Raw genomic sequence first — 17,486 nt, forward strand, 5'->3', positions numbered from 1 at the left:
GGAAATCTCATTATAATGCCCTCTTATATATCATTAAAATCCTTATTTTTATGAGAGTAATGCTTCTTGTCTGTAAAACTAACAAATTCTATCCCCTCACAGAAACTAACATCACCATCTACAACATCACTTCCCCAAAAAGAAAAACGTTTTAAATGATCTAATGTTTGTATACAACTTATTGTCGGCATATCCCCACAATTGAAAAGGTGCAAAACCTCTAAAGACTCTAAGCATTGAATAACAGAAAAGTCTTCAATATTTTTGCATGCTTCCATTTCTAAATTAAGTAATATTCTACTCCCATACTTTAAATGCTCTATCGTTTTTAATGTGCGTAAATAATTTAATTGTAACGACTGCAATTTCTTAAAATTTTCAATACCATTAATTGAGTCTATTCTAGATTGTGTAATCCTTATATCTTCTAAATTTCGTAAATGTTTCAATTCATTCAAATCTCGATTTTTAGGAATGTATTTCCATAAAGAAAGTGATTTTAAATTCGTTAGTTCCTCTAAGCCTGTCACCTTTTTATCACAGTACATCGTCAAGCTCTCTAAATTTGTTAATTTATTTAACTCTAATTTAAAATTAGAATCCATTACTGATATACCTTGAAGTTTATTCAAATCATATATACTAGATACATCTTTTAAAAACATGTTATCTAACATTAAATGTGTAATATTTTCACACTCATTCAAAAAGTTAATATCTTCTAGCTCATAGTACATATCAGATATTTGCACTCCAGAAATATTAAATCTATTAATATATTCGATACATTCACCTAAGTTTTTTTGAGATACTAATACAGTTTCCCCGTCTATATCTTCTCTAACATAAAAACCATTTTATATTTTAAGTTCATAAACTACTCCTCAACTATATTTCACATAACAATAAGATAGCACAGTAAAACAAAAAAGAGGTCATCCAAAAGACATTTTTGGACGACCTCCTATTATCGGTAGGTTGCTACTATTATCGTTTTTTATTATTAATTCATTTTAAATTTATTTATAATACTACTCTCCTAAATAACAAAATCCTCCGGAATAAACACCTTCACTTCTCTCGGATGTACATATACAAACTCACCGGTTTGAATGTTGAGCTTTCTAAACTGTTCTTTACTAATTTCTGCTTCTAAATACTCATCTGTTCCGTCGCGCTTCAATTCTACATATACGACAGGGCCAACTGCGTGAGAGTATGATACTTTCGCTGGAATTGCATCTACACTTTGTTTCGTACGAGAGATTGATAGATGATGTGGCCTTACGTATCCCACTCCGTCTACGTTTGAAACGTGCTTATGCTCTGGTGCTTCTAGTTCCACTGATCCTACATTTAGCTTACCTTTATGAACGCGGCCGTGAAATAAATTCACGTTTCCTAAAAAGTCATATACGAACGGACTTGCTGGTTTTTCATATACTTCTTCCGGCGTTCCCATTTGTTCAATGCGTCCTTCATTCATTACAACGATGCGGTCCGCAACGTCTAACGCTTCTTCTTGGTCATGCGTTACGAATACGCTCGTAATTTGAAATTCGTCATGTAGTTTCCGGAGCCATCTTCGCAATTCTTTTCGTACTTTTGCATCAAGTGCACCAAACGGTTCATCTAGCAATAAAATTTTCGGTTCGACTGCAAGCGCCCGGGCTAGTGCGATACGTTGGCGTTGTCCGCCAGATAATTGCGCTGGATAACGTTTTGCGAAACCATCCATTTTTACTAGTTTCAATAGTTCTGTTACTTTTTCTTTTATTACTTCAGCTGAAGGTCGTAAGTTTTTCTTTCTTACTTTTAAACCGAAAGCTACATTTTCAAATACATTCATATGTTTAAAAAGTGCATAGTGCTGGAAGACGAAACCGACTTGCCGGTTTTTCACGTGAATATCAGTTAAATCTTCCCCATCAAAAGAAATCGAACCTCCATCCGCTTCTTCTAGGCCTGCAATAATTCGTAATAACGTCGTCTTCCCAGAACCTGATGGGCCTAATAAAGCGACCAGTTCACCTTTTGGAATATCCAAATGAATGTCTGTCAGCGCTTGAAATGTACCATATTGTTTTGATACATTTTGAATTTGAATACTCACCGCACTCACTCCTTATTGTCGTTTTTCCATTCTCCATTCAATCCAGTTTTTTATAACGAGCGTAAAAACTGCGATGAGTGACATTAAAGTCGCCACAGCGAACGCTGCTGAAAATTGATATTCATTGTACAAAATTTCAATATGAAGCGGCATCGTATTTGTCATGCCGCGCACGTGACCAGACACAACGGAGACTGCTCCGAATTCACCAATGGCCCGGGCGTTACATAAAATCATGCCGTATAATAGACCCCATTTTATATTTGGCAATGTGACGCGCCAAAACATTTTCCATCCACTTGCGCCAAGTGATAGAGCTGCTTCTTCTTCACTCTTCCCTTGCGCCTGCATAACTGGGATTAATTCACGCGCAACGAACGGAAACGTAACAAATATCGTCGCAATGATAATGCCAGGGACAGAGAAGATGAGCTTTATCCCGTGTTCCATTAACCATCCGCCAAGATTCGCACGAGGTGTGAAAAGTAAAACGAATACTAATCCTGCAATGACTGGTGATACAGCAAACGGCAGTTCAATAAGAGATAATAATACTTGCTTTCCTTTAAACTGAAACTTCGTAATAAGCCAAGCTGCTGCTATTCCGAATATCGTATTCAGCGGCACAACAATTAATGCAACGAGAAGTGTTAACCTGATTGCCAAAAATGCTTCTTGATCTGTTACAGCGGCAATATATACATCAATTCCTCGTTCGAACGCTTTCATAAAAATTGTCACGAGCGGCAGTAATAGAAAGAGAGATAAAAATAAAATTGTTATCGTAATGAATAAAATTGGTACAAATTTAGATTCTTTTTTAACTGATACGCTTTTTACTATTTTCTTTTCTAATAATGTTGGTTCCATTTTCTCCCCTCCTATTCACTTTTCAGTTCATGCCTTCTGCTCCAAGTTTGAATCATATTAATAAATAGTAGGAAAAGGAGAGAAATAATAAGCATCACAGCCGCTACAGCTGTTGCGCCTGCATAATCATATTGTTCGAGTTTCGTCATAATCATAAGCGGTGCAATTTCTGTTTTCATCGGCATATTACCTGCAATGAACACGACAGATCCATATTCCCCTAACGCCCGCGCAAAGGCGAGTGAAAAACCAGCAAGCAAGGCCGGGAATATTTCTGGCAAAATGATTTTTACAAATATTTGGAAGCGTGACGCCCCTAAGCTAGAAGCTGCTTCTTCTACTTCTTTATCAATACTTTGCAGCACTGGTTGCACCATCCGAACGACAAAGGGCAAACCAATAAACGTAAGCGCCACAATAATGCCGAGCTGGGTAAAAGCTACTTTTATATGAAACACATTAAATATTTTTCCGATAAAGCCATTTTCCGCATAAAGCGTCGTAAGTGTAATACCAGCTACTGCAGTCGGAAGAGCGAATGGTAAATCGATTAGTCCGTCTAATAACCGCTTCCCTGGAAATGTGTAGCGGACGAGTACCCAAGCAATTAATAAACCGAAAATGGCATTTACGATTGCCGCTGCAAGTGAAGTTGTGAAACTTACTTGATACGAATGCAACACGCGCTCACTCGTTATAACCCCAGCAAACTTCTTCCAACCTAGCTGCGAAGTTTGAATAAATACGATAGAAAGTGGTATAAGTACGAATAAGCTCATATACAGCATTGTAAATCCAAGAGATAATCCAAACCCTGGTAAGACACGCTTCTTCCTCATATAACGTCACCTCATCCCCCCTTATTTTTTATACATTTGATCGAATACGCCGCCATCATTAAAATGCTTTTCTTGTGCTTTTTTCCAGCCTCCAAATAGTTCATCGACTGTAAATAATTGAACTTTCGGAAATTGTGATGCATACTTCTCTGCTACTTTTTCATTACGAGGGCGATAAAAGTTTTTCGCCGCAATTTCTTGCCCCTTTTCTGAATACAAATATTCAAGATATCCTTCTGCTACTTTTTTCGTTCCTTTTTTATCAACGACTTTGTCTACAACTGCTACTGGCGGCTCGGCAAGTATACTAATCGAAGGTGTTACAATTTCGAATTTATCTTTTCCAAGTTCTTTTTGTGATAATAACGCTTCATTTTCCCAAGCGATTAACACATCACCAATTCCTTTTTCAACGAAAGTCGTCGTTGCCCCGCGTGCTCCTGAATCTAGTACTTCCACGTTTTTATAAATTTGACCGACAAACTCTTTCGCTTTATCTTCACTATTGTTATATTTCTTCAGTGCATATCCCCACGCACCTAAATAGTTCCACCGTGCTCCCCCAGATGTTTTCGGGTTTGGTGTAATGACAGACACACCTTTTTTCGTTAAATCATCCCAATCTTTAATTCCTTTCGGGTTTCCTTTTCTAACAAGAAATACAATCGTTGATGTATACGGAGTAGAATTATCCGCAAGTCGCTTCTGCCAATCTTCTGCTAGTTGTTTCTTCTTACTAATCGCGTCAATATCATAAGCGAGCGCTAGTGTTACAACGTCTGCTTCTAAGCCGTCAATAACGGAGCGTGCCTGACTTCCAGATCCCCCGTGTGATTGCTTTACATTTACTGTTTGACCATGCTTCTCTTTCCAATACTTCGCAAAGTCTTTATTGAAATCTTGATATAACTCACGCGTTGGATCATATGAAACATTTAAAAGTTCGACTGTCTTCTTATCTGCACTTCCTTCAGAATTGTTAGTGGATGTTGCCGAACCACACCCTGACAAAAGGACAAATGCTGATAATAAAACACCTGTACTTTTCATTAATGCTGTCTTACTCCACTGTTTCATATATAAAGCCCCCTTAGTTTGTACAATAGAAAAAGGCACACAATCTATTCACAAAAGTGAACGTTGTGCGCCTTCAGTTTCTCTGATGAGCTTCTATTGTATTCTGTTTGATTTCTTTCCATTTTAATTCCGTAATTCACATGTGTCAACTTGGAATTCAGAATTATTATATAAGAAACTTCATACAAGCTAAAAATCAGCGGGAATGGAATCCCACTGATTTTAGTTTCGATTTATTTCTTTAACTTATCTGTCTTCGCAATAAATTGAGCTGCTTCTGCGCGGCTTACCGATTTATCTGGAGCCCATCCATTATCTGTTCCAACTGAAATATTTTCTTGGATTAAAATGTTCGCATACTTCGTACCCCAATGATCTTTTAAATCAGCAAATTCTTTTGGTGGTTTAATATTTTCATTTCTTTCTAATTTATATGCATTCACAAGCATAGAAGCCATTGATGCACGGTTAATTAGCCCACTCGGATTAAAGTTACCCTTCTCATCACCTTTTACAATGCCAGCTTTTTCAACTGCTGCGATGTAAGGTGTAGCCCAATGATTTTGAGCATCGCGGAATGATGGCTTCGCATCTTTATTAATTTCTAACCCTAAAACAGTAGCTAATATTTTTGCTGCTGAACCACGATCGATATTTTCAGCTGGTGCAAATGTACCATCTGGCTTACCGTGTACTGCCTCTTTGTCTACTAAATATTGAACTGACTCTTGTGCCCAAGTCGGTACATCTGAGAACTTAGATTTTTTTTCAATTGCACTCGCATCGATTTCAAACTGCACTTGATATTTATGATCATATTTAATTGCTGGAATTAATATATGCATTTGCATATTATATTTTTTCGAGAACTCATCGATTTCAAATTGAACAACTTTCGTACCATTATTTGTTTTATCTTCAGAGATCACTTTCACATCATGGAATGTCCCTAATTTATTAGTATCTTCTACTTTAAGATACTGGAAATAGCTACTATCTTGAATTGTTAACGTAACGATTTTTTTGTCACCTTGAATTGTTACTTTTGCATTTTTTAAATATGTAGAAGCAACAGATGTTTCATTCGTTTGATCTTTATACGTTTTTAAAATAACGTCATATGTGCCATCTGCAAGTTTACTAGCTGCCTTCATCTCAATCACATCTGCTTTTGCAATTGGCGCATTGAAACCACTTAGTGGAACTGCTAAAGTTGCTGCTATAACGAATGCATTAATATATTTTTTCTTAATCATTATCAACATGACATCTCCCTTTATATAAATATACCCAACATAACTATCATATTGATAATGATTATCAATGTCAAATAAAAAATTAAACGAATACTACCTATTTATTACACAAATATGCTTTCCGATCATTTTTAAACAATAAATAATGAGCCGTATGCACTTTTCTCTCTAAATAGTCTAATGAATACGTACCCGATGGATCCACTAAATCCCCAATCGCCCCTGAAAGGTGATCAATTACCTTTTGCAATGTTTCTAAGTTCTTCTTTTCATTCTCCATATTCATTTCATCCATAATGTCACAAATAAGATACTGTACTTTCCGTAAGCGTAATTCCTTCTGCTCCACGTATATCTCCTCCTTATTAGCAATATTACGTTTTAAATATATGGGCTTATAGCTTAACCAATTCTAAAAAATAAAGTGAGACTTTAATCAGTAGGAATTTTGTCCATCCAAACTAATCCAGCTTTTTGGACAAAAAGATATCCATCTCTAAACATGTAGTCATAGAGATGGATATCTTTATTTTTACACTTGCAATGCCTTCTCTCTCAGAGCTCTTCGTAACAACTTACCAGTTGTATTCTTCGGCAATTCTGTTAAAAACTCAATGCTCATTGGCACTTTATATTTCGCTAAATGTAACGTGCAGTAATGCATAAGCTCTTCTTCTGTTACGCTCGTTTGTTTCAGAACGACGTAAGCTCGCACTGCTTCTCCTAAGTTTTCATCAGGAACACCGATTACGACAACTTCAGCTACCGAATCGTGAGTGTATAATACTTCCTCCACTTCACGAGGATATACGTTATAACCACCAACTAAAACAATATCTTTTTTGCGATCGACGATATAGAAGTAACCTTCTTCATCCATTTTCGCTAAGTCTCCTGTATATAGCCAGCCATCTTTAATTGTCGCCGCAGTATCTTCTGGCGCATTATAGTAACCCTTCATAACGTTAGGTCCGCGAACAATTAATTCCCCAACTGCGCCTACAGGTACTTCTTCCCCAAGTTCGTTCACAATTTTATTTTCTACGTGCCAAATATTCGTGCCAATAGATCCTGGTTTACGAGGACGGTCTAACGGGTTAAAACAAGTAACTGGTGATGCTTCTGATAAACCGTATCCTTCTGAAACGATAACATCAAAACGTTTTTCAAAGTTTTGCAGAAGCGCAACAGGCATCGATGCACCCCCTGAAATACAAAGGCGAAGTGTCTTCACATCTTCTGCGCTCGCTTCTTCAAATAAATATAAGTAATTGTACATTGTCGGTACACCCGCAAAAATCGTTGGTTCATACGTACGACAAATACGGAATACTTCTTTCGGACTAAACTTCGGTAACATTAAAATTGTTGCCCCGTTCACAATCGGCGCATTTACCGCAACAGTTAAACAGAACACATGGAACATCGGCAGTGCTGCAACGACGCGATCGTCCGCAGTATATTGTAAATACGACGCAACATCGCTAGCGTTACTATATAAATTTTTATGTGTTAACATAGCGCCTTTTGGCTTTCCAGTTGTACCTGAAGTGTATAAAATAACAGCTACATCTTCTTCATCTAGTTCAGGACCTTCGTAAGTTACATCTCCAGTTCCTATAAAACTAGTAAACGTTTTCATTTTTTCAGTTTCTGTATGGTTAAAATCTGATGAGGTTTCGCATATGATGATATTTTCAAGTGAAGGAAGTCTTGTTGTAAGAGATTGTATAACAGGTAGAAGGACGTCGAGTACGATGATTGTTTTTACATCTCCATTTTGTAATATGTAATGTACTTCGTCTGCTGTATAAATTGGATTAATCGGAATGACAGTTGCTCCAGCTTTCATCGTTCCGTATAAACCGACTAAAAAATGTGGTGAATTGCCTACAGCTAATGCGACATTGTCCCCTTTTCCAATGCCCATTTTTGCTAAATTGCTAGAAAACCTAGTGACCACTTTGTTTAATTGGTCATACGAGACCGACTGATCCATAAATATGTATGCCGGTTTATCCCCCTTATTTTTTGCCGTTTCAGCCAAAGATTGAACGAGATTCACACAAATCCCACCTTTATAAAATTTAGAATATTTAAAAATTCTAAATTAATTATATTAAAAGAAAATTAAAGTAGCAAGTGATATTCTATTAATCGAATATACATAAACCACTTTTTTCCAGAATACTTTAGTAAGATACGAGAATTATATGTAAAAAAAACAGGTACAAACATATAGTTAAACTATAGCTAAAATCATTTTAGGATAATATGCACTCATCTTTCCCCTAAGTTTTTCAACTTCCTCTTTATTTAAAGCCGTATACTCTCCATACAAATTGAGAGCGTCCGCTCCATTTTCATGAATGTACACTGTAACATATAATGTCGGCAATCCTTTATTGTCCTCATCTATCGACAAGACGAAATCTGACGTTTTACCAACGGTACTAAACGTTTCATTTCTTTTCCATTTCTTATTTTGAAACATAGTTTGTATATCATTTATTTTTTGTTTGTTATTTGTATGCGTATAATATATGACATTATCCTTCGCTGGCTTTCCAATAAATAAAAGTGTACGACTAGAGGAAGTTTCATCGTTACAAGCTGTCATCCCTATAACGAAGCTGATCAATAATATAAAGTGTATTATCCTTTTCATTTCGATCATCCTCCTTTTAGTATATATATTCCTTTATAAGGAGCTGATGACCTGTAAATATACGTTTCACGGTAAGTGAAATTATATCGGCGATTTTTCGAATATATCGACCATAACTCGAAATATATCAGCGATTCTTGAAATATATCGAGTTACCGACAAAAAGTGACAATCTATATAAAAAGAAAGAGGCTGTCTTTTATGACAGCCTCCCTCATTTTTAGAAGAATAAATGCAAGAAATCTTCTGTTGTAATATTACCGAAGTAGCGTGCGATATCTACGCCTTCTAAAGCTACAGTGAATGCATCTTTATCAAATTGTACGCCTGTTAGACGCTCTTCAATGTCATGAACATCTAGTGATCCGAAGAAGTCACCGTAAATTTTACATTCTGTTACTGTTCCTTTTTTCACTTCAAGACGAACGTCAACTTGTCCAACTGGGAAGCGGTGTGAATGTTGTAAGTTGAACTTCGGAGATTTTCCGTAGTTCCAATCCCAATTTTGGTAGCGCTCTTCAGAAAGTTTATGGATTTCTTTCCAATCATTTTCTGTTAATTCGTACGTTGGAATTTCTGTTTCTCCTTCGAAAATTGTTTCTAGAAGAAGTTGTCTAAACTCTTCTGTCGTCATTTTTTCGTTTAAGAACTCTGTAATATTCGCAACGCGGCTACGGATTGATTTAATTCCTTTTGATTGAATTTTATCCATTTTCACTTTTAGTGCTGATACAACGTGATCGATTTCAGAGTCAAATAGTAACGTGCCATGACTAAACATACGACCTTTCGTTGAGAACTGCGCGTTACCTGAAATTTTTCTACCTTCAGCTAAAATATCGTTACGACCACTTAGTTCTGCATTTACGCCTAATTTACCAAGCGCTTTCGTTACAGGCTCTGTGAACTTTTTGAAGTTGCTGAAACTATCTCCATCATCTTTCGTAATAAAGCTGAAGTTTAAGTTTCCTAAATCATGATATACTGCGCCTCCGCCTGATAGACGACGAACAACATGAATACCTTGTTCTTTTACGTAATCTGCATTAATTTCTTCTACTGTGTTTTGGTTTTTACCAATGATAATCGAAGGTTTGTTAATGTAGAACAGTAAATATGTTTCGTTAATATCTAAATTCTTCACACAATATTCTTCAATTGCTAAGTTTATTCTAGGATCTGTAATCCCTTTATTATCAATAAATAACATCGTATCACCTCATGAGTTCCAAATGTAGCCACTATGCGCTAGCGTAATATGGCCACTGAAAATTTGTTTTGCTTCTGTTACTAAATCAGATGGGTTGCCTGTATGCGGTAAGTGCGTTAATAAAAGTTCTTTTACATTTGCATCTTTCGCAATACTTGCTACTTCTGTACTATTCATATGCCCTGCTTTTGCAGCCTCTTGATGTGCATACATATTACATTCACAAATGAAAAGATCAGCATCTTTTGTGAACGGAATAAATTCAGGAATATAGCTTGAATCTGCACTGTATACAACAACATCATCGCCAGCTGTAATACGCATCGCAAAGCATGTAACAGGATGAACAGTTTTTAAGAATGAAATGGAGAACGGTCCAATTTGAAGTGTTTCTTCTGGATTGTATGCGATTCCTTTCGTATGCGGTGCATGCGTTAAAGAATTAAATCCATTATCATCAAACGAATGACCGTATATTGGTAACTCCCGTAGTTGTCCCTTTGTCGCACTCGTAATTAATCTCGCATATTGCAATACCCCAATGTCTGCAACATGATCGTGATGATAGTGCGACAGTACAACTGCATCTATATGAGATGGTGTTATATATTTTTGAAGCTGTGCTAGTACACCACTGCCACAGTCTACAAGTAAACGAAAACCATCGTGTTCAAACAAATACCCCGACGTTGCTTCTCCCGCTTCTGGAAAGCCGCCCCAAAAGCCGACAACAGTCATCTTCATATGTATCCATCCTTTCTAAAACCGCGTAGGAATGCCGTTTTTCTCCGTACTTGAGAAAGTTTTTTACTTACATCCTACATTGTTAACTATAATCCATTTCCTAAACTTTTTCATTAATTTTCACTTTTGTTATAAAACAGTTGTTGACTTTTGTTTTTTGTACTAATACAATGATAGTAAGAAATGGAAATGGAGGGATTGACATGATCGATCAACCAATGGAGTTTTTCCGAAATTTACCGACGAAAACTTGTGCTCATTGCGGGAAGGAAATTGATGAGCAGCACGAAGCATACCATAACAAATGTGACGATTGCGTTCACGAAGAATAGTAGTTTGTAAACATAAAAAAACCTAGCAGACATAGTCTACTAGGCTAATAACATCTTATCCTTCATCGTTGAACCTTTCACCAAGAGCTCCAGTTCAAACTCATATAATTCTTTTTGTCGATAATTTTTCGTATGGATTTTATCCATCATTAAGTCGACAACTTTTCGGGCCATCTCGTCGATTGGTTGTTCAATTGTCGTAATACCTGGCTCTGTAATCTGCGCTAAAATTTGATTATCAAAACCGATCACAGCGAGATCTTCTGGAATACTCCAACCATGGTGTTTCGCCTCTGAGATAATTCCAGCTGCAACCTCGTCGCCTCCTGCCAAAATCGCGGTAGGATTTTTTTTGTCCTTTAATACTTCATTGAATATTCGTTTTCCATCATCCCAAGAGAAAGCGTTTTCAAGAAAATCGATCGCTTCCACTTCTCTACTCTTTTCAGTAATAGCGCGTAAAAAGCCCATTTTTCGCTGTTGGCTCACTACTTTCGTTTCGTTACCACGGCAAAATATCAGATTACGATATCCTTGTTCTAATACATGATTGGCAGCTATGTATGCACCCTGTGCATGATCGAACTTCACTGTTGGAACATTTGCTTCCTCAATATATTCATTACATAACACGATTGGACCGTGTTGCAAGTATGGCTCCACATTCTCCCATGGATTTTCTAGTGAACATAGAATAATCCCATCTACTTGTTTCGTAGATAATAATTGTAAATACTCCATCTCTTTTTCCGGTAAATATCTTGTTTGACAAATAATCAGTTTATATTTATGTTCAGAAGCAGCAATCTCGATTGCTTCAATAAATCTACTAAAAAAAGGATTTGTAATCCTTGGAACAAGCACCGCAATTGTTTCTGTTTTTTGTTTACGAAGCCTTCTCGCCGCAGAATTAGGAACGAAGCCTAAATGCTTCATTGCTAATTGAACCCTTTTCTTCTTCTCATCTGAAACATATGGATGATTATTGATCACCCTAGAAACCGTTGTCCTTGATAACCCCGCTAATTTCGCCACGTCCTCGATAGTCGACACGAAATTTCCCCCTTTGCATGAAAACGTTTTCTTATCCTGATTATATAGTATATTATTGGAAACTGCAATATAGGTTCTTATGATTTTACTATATTAATATTATACATAGGGAAAAGTCTGTTAATGGCAGGGAATTACACACTACTTTTAGAATTTCACAATAAGAATATTTATAAAATAAAGGATGATATTTCATGAATCGGACGGATCGTTTATTAGCTATATTAATTGAATTACAAAGAAAACAAACTGTCACAGCACAAAGCTTAGCTGAAAAATTCGAGACAAGTATACGCACTATTTATCGAGATATGGACGCACTCAGCGAATCCGGTGTTCCCATTTTTTCAATGCCTGGTCACGGCTATTCATTAATGGATGGTTATTTCTTACCACCCATTCAGCTTACGCCAGAAGAGGCCGTTACTCTTTTATTGGGCGGTGATTATATTGAGAAAGCTTTCACCTCTTCTTTTTCTGTACATGCGCAATCAGCAAAAGAGAAACTTGAGATAGTCCTCCCTACTGATCAACAAAAAAAAATTGAGGAATTGCGAGGAACTTTCCGTTTCCTTTCTCCTATATTTTCAAACCAGCAAGCCGAGCAAGAAAAACTAGAGAGCCAACTTTTCTTGTTACAAGAAGCTATTCAAAGAGAGCAATCTATCTCTTTTTCGTATCGTAAACCGAGAGAAACTACAAAAACAAAACGTACCGTTCATCCTTACGGTTTAGTCAACATTTCTGGAATTTGGTACATCGTTGCTCATTGTTTACTGCGAAAACAAATACGTAATTTTCGCTTAGACCGTATGGATACATTACAGCAAGAACAAGAATTTTTTACAAAACCGAAGAACTTTTCTTTACAAGACTATCAACCTGAAAACAATCGTACTGTTACGATCCATTTATTATTCCCAGCCCACATTGCACATAAAATTATTGAATCACGATACTATTTTATAGATTCATACGAGCATAAAGATAATGATTTTCACGTCTTTTTGAAATCAAGAAGCATAGACGAAGTATTTCAATGGGTATTAAGCTGGGGAAGCCAAGTGCAAGTACTAGAGCCAAAAATTCTTTCTGAGAAAATCCGTGATGAAGCAAAAAAAATGTTACAACTTTAATTGTTGCATTTCACTACTGACATAATGTTGTCAGTAGCCCTCCTTTATAGTAAGTATCAACAAATACATTTTCATAAAAAGGAGCTAACGATATGAACAGTACTACCACTTTAGAGAAATTTGAAAGTTTAGCAACGTATTACTTAGAGGAATTAGAAAAGTACTCTCTTGAACAATTTAGGACAAAACCTTCTGCTGAAGAATGGTCTCTCGGTCAAATGTATAATCATTTACTTTCGGCTACGTATATGCAATTAGATGCAATCGAGAAATGTAAAACTGAAACACCATTTGTAGCTAACAGCAAAACGGATATGGGTGAAAAAGTATATATACTGGGAGGTTTCCCTGACATACAAATAAAGGTACCTGAGCACCCTGGATACACACCTGAAAATCCAACTAACAAAGAAGAAATACAAGAGCGTTTTCTGGAATTAATTACAATCGTGAAAAACGCTGAGCCAACGCTAACTTCTATTCCTAATGATTGTAAAGTAGAGCACCCTGGACTTGGTTACTTAAATGCGGCAGAATGGTTCCAGCTCATTTCTATGCATTTTGTACATCATCTTCGTCAGAAAGAACGATTGGAACTTAAGATTTGCTAAGTGTAAACACTTCTACTAAAAAAAGACTCCCAATATGCAATATTAGGAGTCTTTTCAAAAGGAATGTATACAATGAATCCTATTTTAACAGCTGCAAAACAACTATTACATAAAGGCGAAGTTATTGTATCTACTTTAAGATGGCCACTTACTGACTATATTATTACGAATAAAGTCCCGTATCCAGGCATGTTACTTGCTACTAAAAGAAGATTTCTCTTTTCTAGCCAATATAAAAACCCATCAATACGTCGTCTCCATATGATCCATCTTCATATTTAATTTGCTTTCTTTGCCTTCCTTCTTCTACAAAGCCAGTTCGTTTATACACTTTAATTGCTCTATCATTAATAGAAACTACGCCTAAGCAAATTTTCTCTAAACCTTTCTGCCCTTTAGCCCAACTAATAAGAAATTCAATTAGTTTCGTACCAATGCCTTGATTACAATACGCCTCCCTAATCCCCATTCCCATTGTGCCTGCATGTCGTAACCGTTCTAGTTCATATCGTTTGAAAACCAGAAAGCCAACCACCTTACTATCTACCTCGTAAACTATATAAAGGTTGCCTTTTTCACTACTTGTCTGTATCTTTTCTCTTTCTGAATCAATATCATTTGGTAATTTATTTGGAGATGATATAAAAAACTTTGTAGTAGTTTCTGATAAGATAATTTCTTTTCTAATATCCATAATTGATTCCGCATCAAGCTCTTTTGCTAATCGTATCACCGAATCACCTCGTACCTTTTTCTTTTAAAAATAATATTGGAACTATCAAACTAAGAATCTCTAAAACGCTCAATATGCAACATTACATATTGAGAATCTTTTCACCTTTGATACAATATCCTTACATCTATATAAAAGGAATGCATAAAATGAATCCAATTTTAACAGCTGCAAAACAACTATTACATAAAGACGAAGTTATTATATCTACTTTAAATTGTTCACTTACTGGCTATATTATTACGCATAAAGTTCCGTATCCGGGCATGCTACTTGCTACTAATAGAAGACTTCTCTTTTTTAGCCAATATAAAAATACATTAATTGCCGAATTTGAGTATGAAAAAATTGTATCTATAGAAACGAAGAGAAGAATTTTTGACAAAAAAATAATATTTTATTATGAAGATGAATATATAACGGTGGGATACATTACAAGTTCAAATATTGAAGAGTTCATAGACTTACTACAAAGAAAAATGCAAGACTAGCGCGGGCTACTAATCGGGCATTTACGGGCTGTTGATCTCCCACCTAGCTTCTTTGCTCCAGCCGCATTTTGAGGTGGGAGTTTTACTGCCCGGCAAATAGCGGGATAAAAGGTGGTTTGTCCATATCCAAACCACCTTTTTCATACAAGCTTATAATTATACTTCCCACCTATCCTTACGCTTTAGATATTTCCTGCATAAACCCAGCCATGCTCGCTAATAAACTAGTGAAAACGAAAAGTACAATAATAAGAGGGATAAGTTTGTCTTTATTTAAATTCGTTATCGTTTTTAAACCTATTCCTAATAAAACGTAATACCAAATATTAAATATATCTATTCTTTGAGCAATTGTATGCAAGATCATATTATCTGTCGCTATTGCACCTAAACCTGTATAAGATATCTCATACCCACTTAGAGAAAATGCAATTAATCCGTTTAAAATCATCCCTAATCTTAATACAAACGAAGCATAAATGATTATCGGGAATGTTTCTTTATAGTTAATATCAACTCCAAAGAAAATCATAATGTTCTTATAGAATATAGGTGCAAAAAGTATAGCTACGATTCCACTGACTGCTGAAAATCCAAATGTAGTAAAGAAAGTTATGTATTTCGGAACAGTAAATCCCGTTTTATCATGAAACATACTGAGTGCAGGATTATTTAAAGAATTCCAAGACATTAAGGCACTTGAAATTATAATAAGCACAATTAAAAAGGCTAGTGGAAAGAATATATTTCTTTGATTCTTCATCCTTTTGAATTGTAGTGTTGGCGAAGTGAATATCCCAAAAATCGATGGTTTTCCAGAAATCTCTTCATGCATAAGACTACTAGCTTGCAAGAAAATTCCCCTTCCTCATTACATTTATAACTCTTCCCATTTCCTCCATACTTCTCTCCCGTTTATATGGTACATATTATCCTCTCGATCCATAAAACCGTGCACAATAAACTCTCGTCTAATCGTAAAAAAATCATCATGATATTGTTTTATGAATGTATTAATTTCTTTTTCCGTATACTGATTTTCAGCGTTTAATTTGCTAATCAAATGTTCTAATAACACTAACTTTTTCTTCTTTTGACCTGGAATCGATTTTAAACGATTCTCTTTATCAAAAAAGTTACGAATGGTCGTATCCCTAAATTTCATTTCGCTTTCGGTCATTTTGTTGTCCTCCATCAGTTTTTATGTAATAAAACTTTATTGTTTGTCCTTACTATTTTTCTTCATTCTTTTACTTACAACATCCATAAAGTAATACCCAATCATTAACACGTAGTAGAATGTAAGTATTCCAAATGTATCTTTCATACTTGTATATTCTTCTTTATGAAACAAAATAGGTGAAAGGGTGAAAACAAGAAAGAAGATTAGCGGATATAAGATAAAATAGTAAGTAAGGTTTCCTTTCATCGTATCAACTCCTCTATTCTAGTTTTCTCTGTAAATTGTTGTAATTCCTTTTCACTTTTACTCCTCTCATCCACACTTTTTTAATTTATTTATCACCCTTATATTTGTAACTTATTATTCAAATTAATAATTCTATATGGTAAATTATGTTATAATCCATTTATACATACTTTGGAGGGTACATAGTGAAAAAAGCTATTATAGTATTAAGCATCCTATATCTTATTTTAACCGTACATACGGGAGCTGTTCTTTTAGGAAAAGAAGATTATAGAGGTGCTATCAATACATTAAAAGAAACGAAGGAAGTCTCTTCATTTCAATCTGCAAAAGACGGTGTGATTTTATTAAAAGGAACATTAACTACTGCGCAACCTATTACAGAGGAAAAACTTCAAAATAAAGAATTTGCACTTCTTGAAATTAATACATATAAACGACGAAAGGCAAATTGGAAAAACATTGATACCGAGCAGCATATTGCAAAGCAGCTCTTACTAAACAATGAGGCTCTTCCTGCATTAAAAGAAATCCGCTTCTCAATGGAACCAATTACACTGTCAGGAAAAGATATTTCCGCCGAAGACTACACACTAAAAAAAGATGATACTCAATTAACAATTAAAGGTAAAGGATACCGATACACAGGAATAGAAAACAAATCAGACACTCTTATTTTTGGTATAAAAAAAGGAGATACACTTGAAGGGTATAGTGGCTCAGAAATTCTAATAGGAAAAACAAAAGAGGACATTGCCAGTAACATGAAACTATATACTTTTGCTGAAAGATATGGTCCATTTGTTTGGATTGTAGCTACTATTATCCTTATAAGTATTGGTATATACTTGTTCCGTAAAAATAGAAAAGCAAATAAAATTTCTCATCCAATAAAACAAGACCAATAAAAAAGGCACCATTTCG

General features: G+C 35.5%; 21 protein-coding genes and 1 pseudogene. 6 read left to right on the plus strand and 16 right to left on the minus strand.

The genetic code is table 11. The features are described 5' to 3' along the window. Positions 1–23: 23 nt before the first annotated feature. From AC1DKZ_RS07755 to AC1DKZ_RS07805, 11 genes are all read right to left on the minus strand, one after another. A complete protein-coding gene (locus AC1DKZ_RS07755) occupies positions 24–737 on the minus strand; it encodes a leucine-rich repeat domain-containing protein (protein ID WP_476995902.1) in 714 nt (237 codons plus the stop codon). 302 nt (positions 738–1,039) lie between these two features. Continuing rightward, positions 1,040–2,113 (minus strand): sulfate/molybdate ABC transporter ATP-binding protein, encoded by a 1,074-nt coding sequence (locus AC1DKZ_RS07760; protein ID WP_476995903.1) that lies wholly within the window; start codon positions 2,111–2,113, stop codon positions 1,040–1,042. A 12-nt stretch (positions 2,114–2,125) separates the two neighbouring features. Then, on the minus strand, positions 2,126–2,983 hold the full coding sequence (gene cysW, locus AC1DKZ_RS07765; protein WP_002087104.1) for a sulfate ABC transporter permease subunit CysW: 858 nt from the start codon (positions 2,981–2,983) through the stop codon (positions 2,126–2,128). A gap of 11 nt (positions 2,984–2,994) precedes the next feature. Beyond that, positions 2,995–3,822 carry a sulfate ABC transporter permease subunit CysT gene (gene cysT, locus AC1DKZ_RS07770; protein WP_476995904.1) on the minus strand — a complete coding sequence of 276 codons (828 nt, stop codon included), beginning with the start codon at positions 3,820–3,822 and terminating at the stop codon, positions 2,995–2,997. Positions 3,823–3,843: 21 nt separating this feature from the next. Then, positions 3,844–4,899 (minus strand): sulfate ABC transporter substrate-binding protein, encoded by a 1,056-nt coding sequence (locus AC1DKZ_RS07775; protein WP_002011197.1) that lies wholly within the window; start codon positions 4,897–4,899, stop codon positions 3,844–3,846. Positions 4,900–5,132: 233 nt separating this feature from the next. Then, the gene (locus AC1DKZ_RS07780) at positions 5,133–6,155 is read right to left on the minus strand and encodes an S-layer homology domain-containing protein (protein WP_476995905.1); all 1,023 of its coding nucleotides are present in this window, start codon (positions 6,153–6,155) and stop codon (positions 5,133–5,135) included. A gap of 97 nt (positions 6,156–6,252) precedes the next feature. Next, entirely contained in the window at positions 6,253–6,504 is a 252-nt protein-coding gene (locus tag AC1DKZ_RS07785) for a hypothetical protein (protein WP_002064161.1), read from the minus strand. Between the two features lie 183 nt (positions 6,505–6,687). After that, positions 6,688–8,220, minus strand: a complete 1,533-nt coding sequence (locus AC1DKZ_RS07790) for a fatty acid--CoA ligase family protein (RefSeq protein ID WP_476995906.1) — start codon at positions 8,218–8,220, stop codon at positions 6,688–6,690. Positions 8,221–8,397: 177 nt separating this feature from the next. After that, positions 8,398–8,823: a hypothetical protein gene (locus AC1DKZ_RS07795; RefSeq protein WP_476995907.1), complete on the minus strand. Its 426-nt coding sequence runs from the start codon at positions 8,821–8,823 to the stop codon at positions 8,398–8,400. 220 nt (positions 8,824–9,043) lie between these two features. After that, positions 9,044–10,033 carry a lipoate--protein ligase gene (locus AC1DKZ_RS07800; protein WP_000897293.1) on the minus strand — a complete coding sequence of 330 codons (990 nt, stop codon included), beginning with the start codon at positions 10,031–10,033 and terminating at the stop codon, positions 9,044–9,046. A 9-nt stretch (positions 10,034–10,042) separates the two neighbouring features. Further along, positions 10,043–10,777, minus strand: coding sequence for an MBL fold metallo-hydrolase (locus AC1DKZ_RS07805; protein ID WP_476995908.1), 735 nt, complete (start codon positions 10,775–10,777; stop codon positions 10,043–10,045). Between the two features lie 203 nt (positions 10,778–10,980). Between AC1DKZ_RS07805 and yhfH the strand changes: the two genes are divergently transcribed. Next, a complete protein-coding gene (yhfH, locus tag AC1DKZ_RS07810) occupies positions 10,981–11,109 on the plus strand; it encodes a protein YhfH (RefSeq protein ID WP_000567010.1) in 129 nt (42 codons plus the stop codon). A 39-nt stretch (positions 11,110–11,148) separates the two neighbouring features. On the opposite strand, the gene AC1DKZ_RS07815 is transcribed toward yhfH, so the two are convergent. After that, entirely contained in the window at positions 11,149–12,162 is a 1,014-nt protein-coding gene (locus AC1DKZ_RS07815) for a LacI family DNA-binding transcriptional regulator (protein WP_476995909.1), read from the minus strand. Between the two features lie 194 nt (positions 12,163–12,356). Here AC1DKZ_RS07815 and AC1DKZ_RS07820 point away from each other — a divergent pair, with 194 nt between their 5' ends. The 3 genes and pseudogenes from AC1DKZ_RS07820 to AC1DKZ_RS07830 all read left to right on the plus strand — a co-directional run. After that, a complete protein-coding gene (locus AC1DKZ_RS07820) occupies positions 12,357–13,298 on the plus strand; it encodes a helix-turn-helix transcriptional regulator (protein ID WP_476995910.1) in 942 nt (313 codons plus the stop codon). A gap of 92 nt (positions 13,299–13,390) precedes the next feature. Beyond that, complete coding sequence (locus AC1DKZ_RS07825) at positions 13,391–13,909, plus strand: DinB family protein (RefSeq protein WP_476995911.1); 519 nt, start codon at positions 13,391–13,393, stop codon at positions 13,907–13,909. Between the two features lie 63 nt (positions 13,910–13,972). Beyond that, positions 13,973–14,158: pseudogene (locus tag AC1DKZ_RS07830) on the plus strand (PlcR-regulated protein PRP2); the annotation flags it as partial. Here AC1DKZ_RS07830 and AC1DKZ_RS07835 read toward each other — a convergent pair. Next, entirely contained in the window at positions 14,133–14,642 is a 510-nt protein-coding gene (locus AC1DKZ_RS07835; protein WP_476995912.1) for an N-acetyltransferase family protein, read from the minus strand. The pseudogene AC1DKZ_RS07830 and the gene AC1DKZ_RS07835 sit on opposite strands and share 26 nt — an antisense overlap. A gap of 149 nt (positions 14,643–14,791) precedes the next feature. On the opposite strand from AC1DKZ_RS07835, the gene AC1DKZ_RS07840 reads away from it, so the two are divergent. Further along, entirely contained in the window at positions 14,792–15,133 is a 342-nt protein-coding gene (locus tag AC1DKZ_RS07840) for a PH domain-containing protein (RefSeq protein ID WP_431181492.1), read from the plus strand. Positions 15,134–15,308: 175 nt separating this feature from the next. Here AC1DKZ_RS07840 and yknW read toward each other — a convergent pair whose 3' ends face one another. Genes yknW through AC1DKZ_RS07855 form a run of 3 tightly spaced genes read right to left on the minus strand, consistent with a single transcriptional unit; the run spans position 15,309 to position 16,562 of the window. Continuing rightward, positions 15,309–15,986: a YknW family membrane protein gene (gene yknW / locus AC1DKZ_RS07845; RefSeq protein WP_002134857.1), complete on the minus strand. Its 678-nt coding sequence runs from the start codon at positions 15,984–15,986 to the stop codon at positions 15,309–15,311. A 24-nt stretch (positions 15,987–16,010) separates the two neighbouring features. After that, positions 16,011–16,313: a DUF2087 domain-containing protein gene (locus AC1DKZ_RS07850; RefSeq protein WP_476995913.1), complete on the minus strand. Its 303-nt coding sequence runs from the start codon at positions 16,311–16,313 to the stop codon at positions 16,011–16,013. A 36-nt stretch (positions 16,314–16,349) separates the two neighbouring features. After that, positions 16,350–16,562 carry a hypothetical protein gene (locus AC1DKZ_RS07855; protein WP_088038801.1) on the minus strand — a complete coding sequence of 71 codons (213 nt, stop codon included), beginning with the start codon at positions 16,560–16,562 and terminating at the stop codon, positions 16,350–16,352. Positions 16,563–16,747: 185 nt separating this feature from the next. On the opposite strand from AC1DKZ_RS07855, the gene AC1DKZ_RS07860 reads away from it, so the two are divergent. Beyond that, positions 16,748–17,470, plus strand: coding sequence for a hypothetical protein (locus tag AC1DKZ_RS07860; RefSeq protein ID WP_476995914.1), 723 nt, complete (start codon positions 16,748–16,750; stop codon positions 17,468–17,470). The last annotated feature ends 16 nt before the right edge of the window (positions 17,471–17,486 follow it).

The sequence above is a fragment of the Bacillus sp. 05T21 genome (assembly GCF_056396785.1).